Origin of the sequence: Streptomyces sp. NRRL F-5126, from assembly GCF_000721265.1 — a bacterium.
Lineage (GTDB): Bacteria > Actinomycetota > Actinomycetes > Streptomycetales > Streptomycetaceae > Streptomyces.
On record NZ_JOFZ01000010.1, the window covers coordinates 77,124 to 91,340 of the forward strand.

The following is a 14,217-nucleotide window of genomic DNA, read 5'->3' on the forward strand; positions in this document are numbered from 1 at the left end:
ACTCCCTGGTCAGCATCGCCCGACCGGTACATTTCCGACATTTTGCACCTCTTTTTGGCTCAAAGCTCTACCTGAACTCCTCATTCCGGGGACCCACGGCCTCCCTCACCTCGTCACGGAAGCGGTCGGCGGCGCCCCTGAGCGCCGCCGCACCAGGCCCGGAACGCAGGATTCCGCGGCTCACGCTGGGCACCACGTTCCCTGCCGCGGCCCCGAACAGCGCGGGGAGGTCGGCCGGAGTGGCGCCCTGCGCGCCGATGCCGGGGGCGAGCAGCGGACCGTTCACACGCAGGTCCACGTCGACGTCCCCGAGGGTCGCGCCGACGACCGCGCCCACGGAGCCGAGCGGAACGGCTCCCGCGTTCCGCGCCGCGATGTGGTCGAGCACCGTCTGCGCGAGCGACCTGCCGTCCGCGGTGGTGGCGCGCTGCACCGACGCGCCCTCCGGATTCGACGTCAGCGCGAGCACGAAGACGCCGGCGCCCGAGGCCGCCGCCGCGTCGAGCGCGGGACGCAGCGACCCGAACCCCAGGTAGGGCGAGAGCGTCACGGCGTCCGAGAACAGCGGCGACCCCTTGTCGAGGTACGCCGACGCGTAGGCGGCCATCGTGGAGCCGATGTCGCCGCGCTTCGCGTCCATCAGGACCAGCGCGCCGGCCGCGCGCGCGTCGGCCACGGTCCGCTCCAGGACGGCGACGCCGCGCGAGCCGAAGCGCTCGAAGAACGCCGACTGCGGCTTGAGCACGGCGACACGGTCGGCCAGCGCCTCCACCGTCGTGCGGGCGAACCGCTCCAGCCCGCCCACGTCGTCGGGCAGCCCCCACGCGGCGAGCAGCGCGGCGTGCGGGTCGATGCCCACGCACAGCGGGCCGCGCGTGTCCATGGCACGCCGCAGGCGCGCCCCGAAGGGTTCGGGCTCCGCACCGCTCATGCGGCCACCTTCCTCACGTCGGCGCCGACGGCGTCGGCGAGTGTCCGGTACGGGCTCGCGGCCAGCCGCGCGTCGAGGCCCTTGTGGATGGCGCGCGCCCAGAACGGGCCCTCGTAGATGAAGGCGCTGTAGCCCTGGACGAGCGTCGCGCCCGCGAGGATCCGCTCCCAGGCGTCCTCGGCGTCCTCCACTCCCCCGACGCCCACGAGCGTGAGGCGGTCGCCGACGCGCGCGTACAGGCGCCTGAGCACCTCGAGGGAGCGCCGCTTCAGCGGTGCGCCCGACAGGCCGCCGGTCTCACGGGTCAGGCCTGCCGGCGACGTCAGTCCGAGGCCGTCGCGCGCGATGGTGGTGTTGGTGGCGATGATGCCGTCGAGGCCGAGTTCCACGGCCAGATCGGCGACCGCGTCGATGTCCTCGTCCGCGAGGTCGGGCGCGATCTTGACCAGCAGCGGGACGCGCCGCCCCGGCACCGCGCGGTCCGCCGCCTCGCGCACGGCGGTCAGCAGCGGCCCGAGGCGGTCCACGGCCTGGAGGTCGCGCAGGCCGGGCGTGTTGGGCGAGCTGACGTTGACGACCAGGTAGTCGGCGTGCGGTGCGAGCCGCTCGGCCGAGGTGACGTAGTCGCCGACGGCCTCGTCCTCCGGGACCACCTTCGTCTTGCCGATGTTGACGCCGACGACGGTGCGGAAGACCTCGCGGCGCGCCCCGAGCCGGCCCGCGACCGCGGCGGAGCCGTCGTTGTTGAACCCCATGCGGTTGATCAGGGCACGGTCGGGCACCAGCCGGAACAGCCGCCTGGGCGGGTTGCCCGGCTGGGGCCGCGCGGTGACCGTGCCGACCTCGACGTGGTCGAAGCCCAGCATCGCCATCCCGTCGATCGCGACGGCGTTCTTGTCGAACCCCGCGGCGAGCCCGAAGGGACCGTGCATCCGCAGCCCGAGCGCCTCCGTGCGCAGCCCGGTGTACCGGGGCGCGAGGGCGGCCGCCACGTATGTGCGCAGGACCGGGATCCGCGCCGCGAGGCGGATCCACCCGAACGCGAGGCGGTGGGCACGCTCGGCGTCCATGCGCCGGAAGAAGAGCCGGAAGAAGAGCGCGTACATGCCGCGGATCAGTCCTCCCTGGCGGCGGTCAGGCGGCTCGCGTGGTCCTGCAGCGAGCACACGCCCACGTCGCCGTGGTTGAGGGCGTCGATGCCCTGGACCGCGGCGGCGAGCGCCTGCACGGTGGTCAGGCACGGCACGGCACGTGCGACGGCGGCCGTGCGGATGTCGTAGCCGTCGAGCCGGCCGCCGGTGCCGTACGGGGTGTTGACGATGAGGTCGATCTCCCCGTCGTGGATCAGCTGGACGACGGTCCTCTCGCCGTTCGGGCCCTCGCCCTCGGACTGCTTGCGCACGACGGTGGCGTTGATGCCGTTGCGCTTGAGCACCTCCGCGGTGCCCGAGGTGGCCAGCAGCTCGAAGCCGTGGGCGACCAGTTCGCGCGCCGGGAAGATCATGGAGCGCTTGTCCCGGTTGGCGACGGAGATGAACGCGCGGCCCTTGGTGGGCAGCGGCCCGTACGCGCCCGCCTGGGACTTCGCGTACGCGGTGCCGAAGACCGAGTCGATGCCCATGACCTCGCCGGTCGAGCGCATCTCCGGGCCGAGGACGGTGTCGACGCCGCGGCCCTGGATGTCGCGGAAGCGCGACCAGGGCATCACGGCCTCCTTGACGGAGATCGGCGCGTCGAGCGGCAGGTCACCGCCGTCGCCTCGCGCGGGCAGCATGCCCTCCGCGCGCAGTTGCGCGACGGTCGCGCCGAGCGAGATGCGCGCGGCGGCCTTGGCGAGCGGCACGGCCGTCGCCTTCGAGGTGAAGGGCACGGTGCGGGACGCGCGCGGGTTGGCCTCCAGCACGTAGAGGATGTCCCCGGCCAGCGCGAACTGGATGTTGATCAGCCCGCGCACGCCCACGCCCCGCGCGATGGCCTCGGTGGAGGCGCGCAGCCGCTTGATGTCGTAGCCGCCGAGCGTGATCGGGGGCAGCGCGCAGGCGGAGTCGCCCGAGTGGATGCCGGCCTCCTCGATGTGCTCCATCACGCCGCCGAGGTACAGCTCCGTGCCGTCGTAGAGGGCGTCGACGTCGATCTCGATGGCGTCGTCGAGGAAGCGGTCGACCAGGACGGGCCGGTCGGGGCTGATCTCGGTGGACTCCTCGATGTACGCGGCGAGCCGCGTCTCGTCGTAGACGATCTCCATACCGCGCCCGCCGAGCACGTACGACGGGCGGACGAGGACGGGGTAGCCGATCTCGTCCGCGATCGCCTTGGCGCCGGGGAAGGACGTCGCCGTGCCGTGCTTGGGCGCGGGCAGCCCCGCCTCGTCGAGGACGCGGCCGAAGGCGCCGCGGTCCTCCGCGAGGTGGATGGCCTCGGGCGACGTGCCGACGACGGGCACGCCGTTGTCCTTGAGCGCCTGCGCGAGGCCGAGCGGGGTCTGCCCGCCGAGCTGGACGACCACGCCGGCGACGGGTCCCGCCAGGGTCTCCGCATGGACGATCTCCAGCACGTCCTCCAGGGTGAGCGGCTCGAAGTAGAGCCGGTCGGAGGTGTCGTAGTCGGTGGAGACGGTCTCCGGGTTGCAGTTGACCATGACGGTCTCGTAGCCGGCGTCGTGCAGCGCGAAGGAGGCGTGGACGCAGGAGTAGTCGAACTCGATGCCCTGTCCGATGCGGTTCGGGCCCGAGCCGAGGATGATCACCGCGGGCTTCTCGCGGGACGCGACCTCGCTCTCCTCGTCGTAGGACGAGTAGAAGTACGGGGTCTTCGCGGCGAACTCGGCCGCGCAGGTGTCGACGGTCTTGTAGACGGGGCGCACGCCGAGTGCGTGCCGCACCTCGCGCACGACGTCCTCGCGCAGCCCGCGCAGGGCGGCGATCTGCGCGTCGGAGAAACCGTGCCGCTTGACGTCGGCGAGGAGCTCGGGCGTCAGTTCCGCGGCGGCGGCGATCTCGTCGGCGAGCTCCTTGATCAGGAAGAGCTGGTCGACGAACCAGGGGTCGATCCGCGTCGCGTCGAAGACCTCCCGCGGGGTGGCCCCGGCCACGATGGCCCGCATGACGGTGTTGATCCTGCCGTCGGTGGGCACCCCGGCACGCTCCAGGAGCAGGGCCTTGTCGCCCGGCTCGCCGGTGAGGTCGAACTGGCTGCCGGCCCGCTCCAGCGAGCGCATCGCCTTCTGCAGCGCCTCGGTGAAGTTGCGGCCGATGGCCATGGCCTCGCCCACGGACTTCATCGTGGTGGTGAGCGCGGGGTCGGCGGCGGGGAACTTCTCGAACGCGAAGCGCGGCACCTTCACGACGACGTAGTCGAGGGTCGGCTCGAAGGACGCCGGGGTCTTCTCCGTGATGTCGTTCGGGATCTCGTCCAGCGTGTAGCCGACGGCGAGCCGCGCGGCGATCTTCGCGATGGGGAAGCCGGTGGCCTTGGAGGCGAGCGCGGAGGAGCGCGAGACGCGCGGGTTCATCTCGATGACGATGACCCGGCCGTCCTCGGGGTTGACCGCGAACTGGATGTTGCAGCCGCCGGTGTCGACGCCGACCTCGCGGATGACGGCGATGCCGACGTCCCGCAGGACCTGGTACTCGCGGTCGGTCAGCGTCATCGCGGGCGCGACGGTGATCGAGTCGCCGGTGTGGACGCCCATCGGGTCGAAGTTCTCGATGGAGCAGACGACCACGACGTTGTCGTTGCGGTCGCGCATCAGCTCGAGCTCGTACTCCTTCCAGCCGAGGATGGACTCCTCCAGGAGCACCTCGGTGGTCGGCGAGAGCATCAGGCCCTGGCCCGCGATGCGGCGCAGGTCCTCCTCGGTGTGCGCGAAGCCCGAGCCCGCGCCGCCCATGGTGAAGGAGGGCCGCACGACCACGGGGTAGCCGCCGAGCGTGTCGACGCCTGCGAGCACGTCGTCCATGGAGTGGCAGATGACGGAGCGCGCCGACTCGCCGTGGCCGATCTTGCGGCGCACCTCCTCGACGACGTCCTTGAAGCGCTCGCGGTCCTCGCCCTTGTTGATGGCCTCGACGTTGGCGCCGATCAGCTCGACGCCGTACTTCTCCAGCGTCCCCGCCTCGTGCAGGGAGATCGCGGTGTTGAGCGCCGTCTGGCCGCCGAGGGTGGCGAGCAGCGCGTCGGGGCGCTCCTTGACGATGATCTTCTCGACGAACTCGGGGGTGATCGGCTCGACGTACGTGGCGTCGGCGATCTCCGGGTCGGTCATGATCGTCGCGGGGTTGGAGTTGATCAGGACGACCCTGAACCCCTCCGACCTCAGTACGCGGCAGGCCTGGGTGCCGGAGTAGTCGAACTCAGCGGCCTGGCCGATGACGATCGGTCCCGATCCGATGACCAGGACGGACTGGATATCGGTGCGCTTAGGCACGCTGGTCCTCCATGAGCTGGGCGAAGCGGTCGAACAGGTACGCGGCGTCGTGCGGGCCCGCGGCCGCCTCGGGGTGGTACTGGACGCTGAAGACGGGCCGGTCGATCAGGCGCAGACCCTCGACCACGTCGTCGTTGAGGCAGACGTGGGTGACCTCGGCGGGGCCGTAGGGCGTCTCGGAGGCGTGGTCGAGCGGCGCGTCGACGGCGAAGCCGTGGTTGTGGGCGGTCACCTCGACCTTGCCCGTGGTGCGGTCCTGGACCGGCTGGTTGATGCCGCGGTGGCCGTACTTGAGCTTGTACGTGCCGAAGCCGAGGGCGCGGCCGAGCAGCTGGTTGCCGAAGCAGATCCCGAACAGCGGCGTGGAGCGCTCCAGGACGCCCTTCACGACGGTCAGGTCGGCCGTCGCGGGGTCGCCGGGACCGTTGGCGAGGAAGACGCCGTCGGGGTCGACCGCGTACACCTCGTCGAGGGTGGCGGTGGCCGGCAGGACGTGCACCTCGATGCCGCGCTCGGCCATGCGGTGCGGTGTCATGCCCTTGATGCCGAGGTCGATGGCGGCGACGGTGAAGCGCTTCTCGCCGATCGCGGGCACGATGTAGGGCTCTGCCGTGGTGACCTCGCCGGACAGTTCGGCGCCGGTCATCTCGGGTGCCTGCCGCACGCGCCCGAGGAGCGTGGCCTCGTCGGCGAGGGCGTCGCCCGAGAAGATGCCCACGCGCATGGCGCCGCGCTCGCGCAGGTGGCGCGTGAGGGCGCGGGTGTCGATGCCGCTGATGCCGACGACGCCCTGCTCGGTCAGCTCGTCGTCGAGGGTGCGGCGCGAGCGCCAGCTGGACGGGGTGCGCGCGGGGTCGCGCACGACGTAGCCGGAGACCCAGATCCTGCGCGACTCGCGGTCCTCGTCGTTGACGCCGGTGTTGCCGACGTGCGGGGCCGTCATGACGACGACCTGGCGGTGGTACGAGGGGTCGGTCAGGGTTTCCTGGTAGCCGGACATGCCGGTGGAGAACACGGCCTCGCCGAAGGTCTCCCCCACGGCCCCGTAGGCGCGGCCGCGGAAGCTGCGGCCGTCCTCCAGGACGAGTACGGCGGGGGACGCCTGCCTGCGTGCGGTTCCCCGGGTGGACGAGGGGGTCATCGTGCGGGGCCTTCCGTTGTGACGGTCTTGGCGGTTGTGCCGGGCCGGGCGGCCCGGTCCGCGGCCGGCTGGGCCGCGATCAGTGAGGTGAGGGCGTCGACCCAGGCGGCGTGTTCGGCCGAGTGGTCGGAGCGGAATCCGGAGTCGAGCAGCTTGCCGCCGTGCTCCCACGTGACGATCAGGAGGCCGCCCTCGGCGAGTACCTTGCCCGCGATGCCCTTGTCGAGCCGGGCCTCGCGCAGTCGGCCCGCCGGCACGAAGAAGTCGTCCGCGCCGGGTCGCACGACCTCGAGGCCGTCGTCCGTGAGGGTGAGCTCGACGCGGCTGCGGGCGCCGAGGCCGTGGGCGACGATGCGGTCGAGCCACTGCCCCGCGGTGGTGGAGCCGTGGTAGCGGCCGCTCATCGTCATCCTGACCGTGGAGCGGTCCTCCGGCAGCGGGAGCAGCTCCGGCACGTCCGACTGGAGGCCGGCGCGCCACTTCCAGCCCTGGCGCATGAGCCAGTACACGAGCGCGATGAAGATCAGCAGCCCGATGACCCAGCCGATGCGGCCGCCCCAGTCCGTCACGGGCGCCGAGTGCTTGTCCTCGGCGAGCGTGGCGGCGGGCAGGAGGGTGGAGAGGTGTGCAGATGTCATGCCAGATTCCCGTCGGTGACCGTGGCCTTGCCCCGCAGGAAGGTGTGGGTGACGCGCCCGGGCAGCTCGCGGCCCGCGTAGGGGCTGTTGCGGCTGCGGGAGACGAAGCCCGCGGGGTCCACCGTCCCACGGTATGCCGGATCGACGAGGACCAGGTTCGCGGGCTCGCCCGCGGCGATCGGGCGGCCGTGGCCGTCGAGGCGGCCGATGCGCGCCGGGCGCAGCGACATCCGGTCGGCGACGCCGGCCCAGTCGATCAGGCCGGTGTCGACCATGGTCTCCTGCACGACGGAGAGCGCGGTCTCCAGGCCGAGCATGCCCATGGCGGCGGCCGCCCACTCGCAGTCCTTGTCCTCGTGCGGGTGGGGTGCGTGGTCGGTCGCGACGCAGTCGATGGTGCCGTCGGCCAGCGCCTCGCGCAGCGCCATCACGTCGGCGTCCGTGCGCAGCGGCGGGTTGACCTTGTAGACGGGGTCGTAGGAGCGCACGAGCTCGTCGGTGAGCAGCAGGTGGTGCGGGGTGACCTCGGCGGTCACGTGCCAGCCCTTGGACTTCGCCCAGCGCACGAGCTCGACCGAGCCCGCGGTGGACAGGTGGCAGATGTGCACGCGGGAGCCGACGTGCGCGGCGAGCAGCACGTCGCGGGCGATGATCGACTCCTCCGCGACGGCCGGCCAGCCGCCGAGCCCCAGCTGCGCGGAGACGGCGCCCTCGTTCATCTGGGCGCCCTCGGTCAGCCGCGGCTCCTGGGCGTGCTGGGCGACGACGCCGTCGAACGCCTTCACGTACTCCAGCGCGCGCCGCATGATCACGGCGTCGTCCACGCACTTGCCGTCGTCGGAGAAGACGCGGACCTGCGCGGCGGAGTCGTGCATCGCGCCGAGTTCGGCGAGCTGCTTGCCCTCGAGCCCGACGGTGACGGCGCCGACGGGGCGCACGTCGCAGTAGCCGGAGGCCTGGCCGAGGCGCCAGACCTGCTCGACGACGCCGGCGGTGTCGGCGACGGGGAACGTGTTGGCCATGGCGTGCACGGCGGTGAAGCCGCCCTTGGCGGCGGCCCTGGTGCCGGTGAGGACGGTCTCGGAGTCCTCGCGGCCCGGCTCGCGCAGGTGGGTGTGGAGGTCCACGAGGCCCGGCAGCAGGATCAGGCCGTCCGCGTCGACGACGCTCGCGCCGTCCGCGTCGAGGCCCGTGCCGAGACGGCTGATCGTTTCGCCTTCCACGAGGACGTCCCGCGGGTCGCCGCCGAGTACCCGGGCACCGCGGATAAGGATCTTGTCGTCGCTCACTTGCTCTCCTCGGGGCGGTGGTGGGACACGGCGGGCTCGTTGCCGCCGAGCAGCAGGTACAGGACGGCCATCCGGATGGACACGCCGTTGGCGACCTGTTCCACGATGGTGGCGCGCGGGGAGTCCGCGACCTCCGCGGTGATCTCCATGCCGCGGTTCATGGGGCCCGGGTGCATCACCAGCGCGCCGTCCGGCATGCGGTTCATCCGGTCGGTGTCGAGGCCGTAGCGGCGCGAGTACTCGCGCTCGGTGGGGAAGAAGGCGGCGTTCATGCGCTCACGCTGCACGCGCAGCATCATCACGGCGTCGGTCTCGGGCAGCGCCTCGTCGAGGTCGTAGGAGACCGTGCAGGGCCACGCGCCGACGCCGACGGGCACCAGGGTGGGCGGGGCGACGACGGTGACGCGGGCGCCGAGCGTGTGCAGCAGCAGGACGTTGGAGCGTGCGACGCGGCTGTGCAGGACGTCGCCGACGATCGTGACGCGGACGCCGTCGAGGTCCTTGCCGAGGCCGGCGTCGGCGCCGACGAGCCTGCGGCGCAGCGTGAAGGCGTCAAGCAGGGCCTGGGTGGGGTGCTCGTGGGTGCCGTCGCCCGCGTTGACGACGGCGCCGTCGATCCAGCCGGACGTGGCGAGCCGGTAGGGCGCGCCTGAGGCGCTGTGCCGGATGACGACGGCGTCGGCGCCCATCGCCTCCAGGGTGAGCGCGGTGTCCTTGAGCGACTCGCCCTTGGAGACGGAGGAGCCCTTGGCGGAGAAGTTGATGACGTCGGCGGACAGCCGTTTGGCGGCCACCTCGAAGGACGTCCTGGTGCGGGTGGAGTCCTCGAAGAACAGGTTGACGACGGTGCGGCCGCGCAGGGTCGGCAGCTTCTTGACGGGCCGGTCGGCGACCCGCGCCATCTCCTCGGCCGTGTCGAGGATCAGGACGGCGTCGTCACGCGTGAGGTCGGCGGCGGAGATCAGGTGGCCTGGTGTCCGGGGGTTCGCCCCGGGGAGACGCAGCATCTCGGTGTGCTCCGGTGGGTCTGGTGCTCGGGCGCGCGGAGGCGCGCGCCCGCAGCCGTACAGGACGGGCGGGCCGGGTTCCGCGCCCTTCGGCGCGGTGGGGCGGCCGCTAGCGCTCTCGGCGCTCCGCGGGACCGGGCCCCTCGACACCGAGCAGTACGGTGTCGCGCCCGTCCATCTCGCTGAGCTGGACCTTGACGGTCTCCCTGAGGGAGGTCGGGATGTTCTTGCCGACGTAGTCGGCGCGGATCGGCAGTTCCCTGTGCCCCCGGTCGACGAGGACCGCGAGCTGCACCGCGCGCGGGCGGCCGATGTCGCCGAGCGCGTCGAGCGCGGCGCGGATCGTGCGGCCCGAGAACAGGACGTCGTCGACGAGGACGACCAGCCCGCCGTCGACACCGCCCGCGGGGATCTCGGTGCGTGCGAGGGCGCGCGCGGGCTTCAGCCTGAGGTCGTCGCGGTACATCGTGATGTCGAGCGAGCCGACCGGTACGGGCCTGCCGGTGATCTCTTCGAGCTTGGCCGCGACCCTGCGGGCGAGAAAGACGCCGCGGGTCGGGATGCCGAGGATCGTCACGTCCTCGGCGCCGCGTGCGCGCTCCACGATCTCGTGGGCGATGCGGGTGAGGACCCGCGCGATGTCGGGCGCTTCGAGTACGGGCCTCGGCGTTGAGCCGGCGCCCGCGGGGCCTGCCGTGCCGGCGGTTTCCGCCGTGCTGTCTGTATCCATGGGACTCATGGGGAACGGACCTCCTTCTCCGCCTCACGGGACGGATGTTAAAGGACGTCTTGATTGCGCCATGCATCCTACCAGTGGCGGACGCGCGACCCCCGGGAGACCCTCTTGGGAGTGCGGTACGGACCATCCGGCTTGACGCATCCAAGTAACGCTGCGTAACCTCACAGTGAGTTACCAGACTTCGTCCGGGGAGCTATATGTCCAGCGAATACGCAAAACAGCTCGGGACCAAACTCCGTGCCATCCGCACCCAGCAGGGCCTCTCGCTCCACGGCGTGGAGGAGAAGTCCCAGGGTCGTTGGAAGGCCGTGGTGGTCGGTTCGTACGAGCGCGGCGACCGTGCCGTGACCGTGCAGCGCCTCGCCGAGCTCGCTGATTTCTACGGTGTCCCGGTGCAGGAGCTCCTTCCCGGCACGACCCCCGGCGGAGCCGCCGAGCCGCCGCCGAAGCTCGTCCTGGACCTGGAGCGCCTGGCGCACGTGCCCGCGGAGAAGGCGGGCCCGCTGCAGCGGTACGCGGCGACGATCCAGAGCCAGCGCGGCGACTACAACGGCAAGGTGCTGTCGATCCGCCAGGACGACCTGCGCACGCTCGCCGTGATCTACGACCAGTCGCCCTCGGTCCTCACCGAGCAGCTGATCAACTGGGGCGTCCTGGGCGCCGACGCCAGGCGCGCCGTCGCGCACGAGGACGCCTGACGGCTCCTGAGCGCTTCTGAGGACTCCCCGCAAGGGGGACGAATCAGCAGAAACGTCACGTCCGGGGGGCGGGCGCCGCTTCGGCGGTGCCCGCCCCCCGGCATATGCGGACGGTGATTGACGCCTTCGCGCGGCGGGCGCCCTCGCGCGCTCACGACGCGCGGGGGCCCGTGGCGGAAAACACCTCCACCACGGGCCCCCGGGGCTCGTAAGGGCCGTCAGGGCGGCCCAGGCGCTACGCGCGGCGCAGACTCGGCTTGAGGTCCTTGAAGCGGCCAAGGAGGCCGTTCACGAAGGCGGGCGAGTCGTCGCCCGAGAACTCCTTGGCGAGCTGCACGGCCTCGTCGATGGCGACCGCGTCGGGCGTCGCGTCGACCCACACCAGTTCGTACGCGGCGAGGCGGACGATGTTGCGGTCCACGACCGGCATGCGGTCGAGCGTCCAGCCGACCGCGTACGTCGAGATCAGCTCGTCGATGCGGGTCGCCTGTTCGGCGTAACCCTCGACGAGCTCCATCGTGAACTCCGTCACGGGGGGCTGCCGATCGTCGTTCCGTGAGTGCCTGATCCAGTCGGCCAGCACCGTGGTGACGGACTCGCCGCGCTGGTCGGCCTCGAAAAGGATCTGGAACGCGCGTTTCCTGGCGTTGTTCCGGGCAGCCACGGTTAGCTGTTCACCCGGCCGAGGTACTCGCCGGAACGCGTGTCGACCTTGATCTTCTCGCCGGTGGAGATGAACAGCGGGACACCGATCTCGTAGCCCGTCTCCAGCTTCGCCGGCTTGGTGCCGCCGGTGGAGCGGTCGCCCTGGACGCCCGGGTCGGTGTGCTCGATGACCAGCTCGACCGCGGCGGGCAGCTCCACGTAGAGCGGGTTGCCCTCGTACATCGCGACCGTGCCCTCGAACCCTTCGAGCAGGAAGTTCGCGGCGTCGCCGACGACGTCCCTGCTGACGTGGATCTGGTCGTACGTGCCCATGTCCATGAAGACGAAGTACTCGCCGTCCATGTACGAGAACTGCATGTCGCGGCGGTCGACGACAGCCGTCTCGACCTTCACGCCGGCGTTGAAGGTCTTGTCGACGACCTTGCCTGACAGCACGTTCTTGAGCTTGGTGCGCACGAAGGCGGGGCCCTTGCCGGGCTTCACGTGCTGGAACTCGACGACGGACCAGAGCTGGTCTCCGTCGAGCTTGAGCACCAAACCGTTCTTGAGGTCGTTGGTGGATGCCACGTTTGCGGATCTCCTGGACTGAAGCTGGTGGGACCAGTGGGTGCGCCGCGCACCGGGGACCGCGGATGAGGTCCTAGAGCGCGAGCAGCTCCTTGGTCGTGATGGTGAGTAGCTCGGGTCCGCCGTCCGCCTCGGGGCGGACGACGAGCGTGTCGTCGATCCGGACGCCGCCCCGGCCCGGGAGGTGGACCCCAGGTCCGACGGTGACCGGCACACAAGCGTCCAGTTTACCCATGGCCGAGGGTGCCAACTGCGGCTCCTCCACGATTTCGAGCCCGACCCCGTGCCCCGTGCACGGGTCGAGGCCCTCCTCGTGGCCCGCGGCGACGAGCCGGTGGCGCACCGCGTGGTCGGCCTCCCGGCACCCCACGCCGGGCAGCAGGCTCTCCCGGCCGGCCCTCTGAGCGGCGAAGACCAGCTCGTACAGCTCGATCTGCCAGTCCGCGGGCGCCGTGCCGATGACGAAGGTGCGGCCGATGCCGCACCGGTAGCCGCGGTACTCGGCGCCGAGCGTCACCGTCAGGAAATCGCCCTCCTCGACCCTGCGGTCGGACGGCCGGTGCGCGGCCCGGCCCGAGTGGGGGCCCGTGGCCACGGACGTCGGGAAGGCGGGGCCGTCCGCGCCGTGGTCCACGAGCCTGCGGTCCAGTTCGAGCGCGAGATGGCGCTCCGTCCTGCCGACGAGGATCGACTCGAGCAGTTCGCCCAGCGCCTGGTCGGCGATCTCGGCGGCGATCCGCAGCCGGGAGACCTCCTCCTCGTCCTTGACGACGCGCAGCTGTTCGACGGCGCCCGCGAGGTCGGTCAGCCGCAGCCCCGGCGCGGCCGCGGCGAGTGCGCGGTGCCTGGCGACCGTCAGGTGGTCCTCCTCGACCGCGAGCGGCCCCTCGGCGCGCGCCAGGAACCGCGCGGCGGCCACCGCCGGGTCGTCGGGCCCCTCGCAGAGGGCGGTCCGCAGGCCGCCGTCGACCCGGCAGGACTGCTCGTCGTCGGCCTGGGCGCGGGGGTGGAAGAGCACGTCCTCGCCCGGCGCGAGCAGCAGCGCGGCGCCCGGGGGCGCGCCACCCGCGAGGTAGCGCACGTTGGCGGGGCCGCAGACCAGGGCGGCGGCGCCCGTGGCCCCGTAGTGGTCGCGCAGCCGGGCGCGGCGGGACGCGTACACCTCTGACATGGTCCGAGCCTAGGAGAGCCGCCGCCGCCCGGCCGGTCGGACGCGTCCGACCGTGGGCGTGCCGCGTGCGCCGGGCGTGCCTGGCGCCGTCACCAGGCCGGCGGGCTCGCGATCGACTGCGCGAGCACGTCGTCGAGTACGCGCGCGGTGGTCGGCACGTCGTACGTGCTGTTGTCGATGATCGGCAGGCCCGAGCCGTACCAGCCGGCCATCCTGCCGTGGATCCCGGCGACCTCCTCGTCCGCGAGCCTGCGGTTGCCGCCGCGCTTCGCGTTGCGCTCCAGGACGGCTTCGAGTCCTGGCAGCAGCACCACGGGCAGCAGGCCGGGGCCCACGTGGCGCTTCCAGCCGCCGAGGCCGATGACGGGGCGGTCGGGGAAGACGGCGTCGTCGACGACGCACGAGATGCCGTTGGCCAGGAAGTTGCGGGCGGCGAAGCCGCAGGTCCTGCGGGCCAGGCGGTACTGCGCCTCCGAGTGCTCGTTCCAGCCCGCCTGCGGGTCGGCGAAGCCCGAGCGCACCCACTCGCGCACGTCGTCGAGGCTGATGTGGGCGGTCGGCACGCGGCGGCTGCCCGCCCAGTAGCGGGCCACGGTGGTCTTGCCGGCGCCGGCGGGACCGATCAGCAGGACGGCCAGCGTGGCCGATCCCGTGCCCGACTCCGGCGCGAGCGGCAACGGCACGGGGCCGCCGGGCGGCAGGGCCACATGGCCCGTCGAGTCGGGGAGCGCGCCCGCCGGGGCGGGGGGCCGGGCCGGCGGGGCGCCGTGCGGTCCCGGCAGCCCGGGGGCGCCGGCCGGCGGCGCGGGCGGAGCCGGTGGAGCGGGGGGCGGGGCCCAGTCCTGGACCTGCCGGCCGTCCTCGGACGCGCCCATCGGGTGCTGCATCTCCTGCCACTCCGTCTCGTGCGACCGGCGGGTTCCCACCGAACAATACGGCCCCCG

General features: G+C 72.2%; 13 protein-coding genes. 1 reads left to right on the top strand and 12 read right to left on the bottom strand.

Annotation, left to right across the window (positions count from 1 at the left end; genetic code table 11):
* Nucleotides 1–67: 67 nt before the first annotated feature.
* The 8 genes from pyrF to pyrR all read right to left on the bottom strand — a co-directional run bounded on the left by pyrF (nt 68) and on the right by pyrR (nt 10,162).
* Nucleotides 68–931, bottom strand: coding sequence for an orotidine-5'-phosphate decarboxylase (pyrF, locus tag IH48_RS0121780; protein ID WP_030907167.1), 864 nt, complete (start codon nt 929–931; stop codon nt 68–70).
* Entirely contained in the window at nt 928–2,037 is a 1,110-nt protein-coding gene (locus tag IH48_RS0121785) for a quinone-dependent dihydroorotate dehydrogenase (protein ID WP_030907169.1), read from the bottom strand. Before IH48_RS0121785 ends, pyrF begins: the two co-directional genes overlap by 4 nt.
* A gap of 8 nt (nt 2,038–2,045) precedes the next feature.
* Nucleotides 2,046–5,357 carry a carbamoyl-phosphate synthase large subunit gene (gene carB / locus IH48_RS0121790; protein WP_030907171.1) on the bottom strand — a complete coding sequence of 1,104 codons (3,312 nt, stop codon included), beginning with the start codon at nt 5,355–5,357 and terminating at the stop codon, nt 2,046–2,048.
* Nucleotides 5,350–6,498, bottom strand: coding sequence for a glutamine-hydrolyzing carbamoyl-phosphate synthase small subunit (carA, locus tag IH48_RS0121795; protein WP_030907173.1), 1,149 nt, complete (start codon nt 6,496–6,498; stop codon nt 5,350–5,352). The genes carB and carA overlap by 8 nt, the downstream gene beginning before the upstream one ends.
* Nucleotides 6,495–7,136 (bottom strand): hypothetical protein, encoded by a 642-nt coding sequence (locus IH48_RS0121800; protein ID WP_051840343.1) that lies wholly within the window; start codon nt 7,134–7,136, stop codon nt 6,495–6,497. The genes carA and IH48_RS0121800 overlap by 4 nt, the downstream gene beginning before the upstream one ends.
* The gene (locus IH48_RS0121805) at nt 7,133–8,425 is read right to left on the bottom strand and encodes a dihydroorotase (RefSeq protein WP_030907178.1); all 1,293 of its coding nucleotides are present in this window, start codon (nt 8,423–8,425) and stop codon (nt 7,133–7,135) included. Before IH48_RS0121805 ends, IH48_RS0121800 begins: the two co-directional genes overlap by 4 nt.
* On the bottom strand, nt 8,422–9,432 hold the full coding sequence (locus IH48_RS0121810) for an aspartate carbamoyltransferase catalytic subunit (protein WP_051840345.1): 1,011 nt from the start codon (nt 9,430–9,432) through the stop codon (nt 8,422–8,424). The genes IH48_RS0121805 and IH48_RS0121810 overlap by 4 nt, the downstream gene beginning before the upstream one ends.
* A gap of 109 nt (nt 9,433–9,541) precedes the next feature.
* The gene (gene pyrR / locus IH48_RS0121815) at nt 9,542–10,162 is read right to left on the bottom strand and encodes a bifunctional pyr operon transcriptional regulator/uracil phosphoribosyltransferase PyrR (protein ID WP_030907183.1); all 621 of its coding nucleotides are present in this window, start codon (nt 10,160–10,162) and stop codon (nt 9,542–9,544) included.
* A gap of 206 nt (nt 10,163–10,368) precedes the next feature.
* On the opposite strand from pyrR, the gene bldD reads away from it, so the two are divergent.
* Nucleotides 10,369–10,869 carry a transcriptional regulator BldD gene (bldD, locus tag IH48_RS0121820; RefSeq protein WP_030907185.1) on the top strand — a complete coding sequence of 167 codons (501 nt, stop codon included), beginning with the start codon at nt 10,369–10,371 and terminating at the stop codon, nt 10,867–10,869.
* Nucleotides 10,870–11,104: 235 nt separating this feature from the next.
* Here bldD and nusB read toward each other — a convergent pair whose 3' ends face one another.
* From nusB to IH48_RS0121840, 4 genes are all read right to left on the bottom strand, one after another.
* On the bottom strand, nt 11,105–11,533 hold the full coding sequence (gene nusB / locus IH48_RS0121825; RefSeq protein ID WP_030907187.1) for a transcription antitermination factor NusB: 429 nt from the start codon (nt 11,531–11,533) through the stop codon (nt 11,105–11,107).
* Nucleotides 11,534–11,535: 2 nt separating this feature from the next.
* Nucleotides 11,536–12,102, bottom strand: a complete 567-nt coding sequence (gene efp, locus IH48_RS0121830) for an elongation factor P (RefSeq protein ID WP_030907188.1) — start codon at nt 12,100–12,102, stop codon at nt 11,536–11,538.
* Nucleotides 12,103–12,175: 73 nt separating this feature from the next.
* Nucleotides 12,176–13,273 carry a M24 family metallopeptidase gene (locus IH48_RS0121835; RefSeq protein WP_030907189.1) on the bottom strand — a complete coding sequence of 366 codons (1,098 nt, stop codon included), beginning with the start codon at nt 13,271–13,273 and terminating at the stop codon, nt 12,176–12,178.
* A gap of 89 nt (nt 13,274–13,362) precedes the next feature.
* Nucleotides 13,363–14,160, bottom strand: a complete 798-nt coding sequence (locus IH48_RS0121840) for an AAA family ATPase (protein WP_030907190.1) — start codon at nt 14,158–14,160, stop codon at nt 13,363–13,365.
* Nucleotides 14,161–14,217 lie beyond the last annotated feature (57 nt).

Bases quoted from the DNA above. Each gene is read 5' to 3' on its own strand.
- IH48_RS0121785 (WP_030907169.1), bottom strand. From the start codon at position 2,037: ATGTACGCGCTCTTCTTCCGGCTCTTCTTCCGGCGCATGGACGCCGAG.
- IH48_RS0121810 (WP_051840345.1), bottom strand. From the start codon at position 9,432: ATGCTGCGTCTCCCCGGGGCGAACCCCCGGACACCAGGCCACCTGATC.
- carA (WP_030907173.1), bottom strand. From the start codon at position 6,498: ATGACCCCCTCGTCCACCCGGGGAACCGCACGCAGGCAGGCGTCCCCC.
- IH48_RS0121840 (WP_030907190.1), bottom strand. From the start codon at position 14,160: ATGCAGCACCCGATGGGCGCGTCCGAGGACGGCCGGCAGGTCCAGGAC.
- pyrR (WP_030907183.1), bottom strand. From the start codon at position 10,162: ATGGATACAGACAGCACGGCGGAAACCGCCGGCACGGCAGGCCCCGCG.
- pyrF (WP_030907167.1), bottom strand. From the start codon at position 931: ATGAGCGGTGCGGAGCCCGAACCCTTCGGGGCGCGCCTGCGGCGTGCC.
- IH48_RS0121800 (WP_051840343.1), bottom strand. From the start codon at position 7,136: ATGACATCTGCACACCTCTCCACCCTCCTGCCCGCCGCCACGCTCGCC.
- IH48_RS0121835 (WP_030907189.1), bottom strand. From the start codon at position 13,273: ATGTCAGAGGTGTACGCGTCCCGCCGCGCCCGGCTGCGCGACCACTAC.
- bldD (WP_030907185.1), top strand. From the start codon at position 10,369: ATGTCCAGCGAATACGCAAAACAGCTCGGGACCAAACTCCGTGCCATC.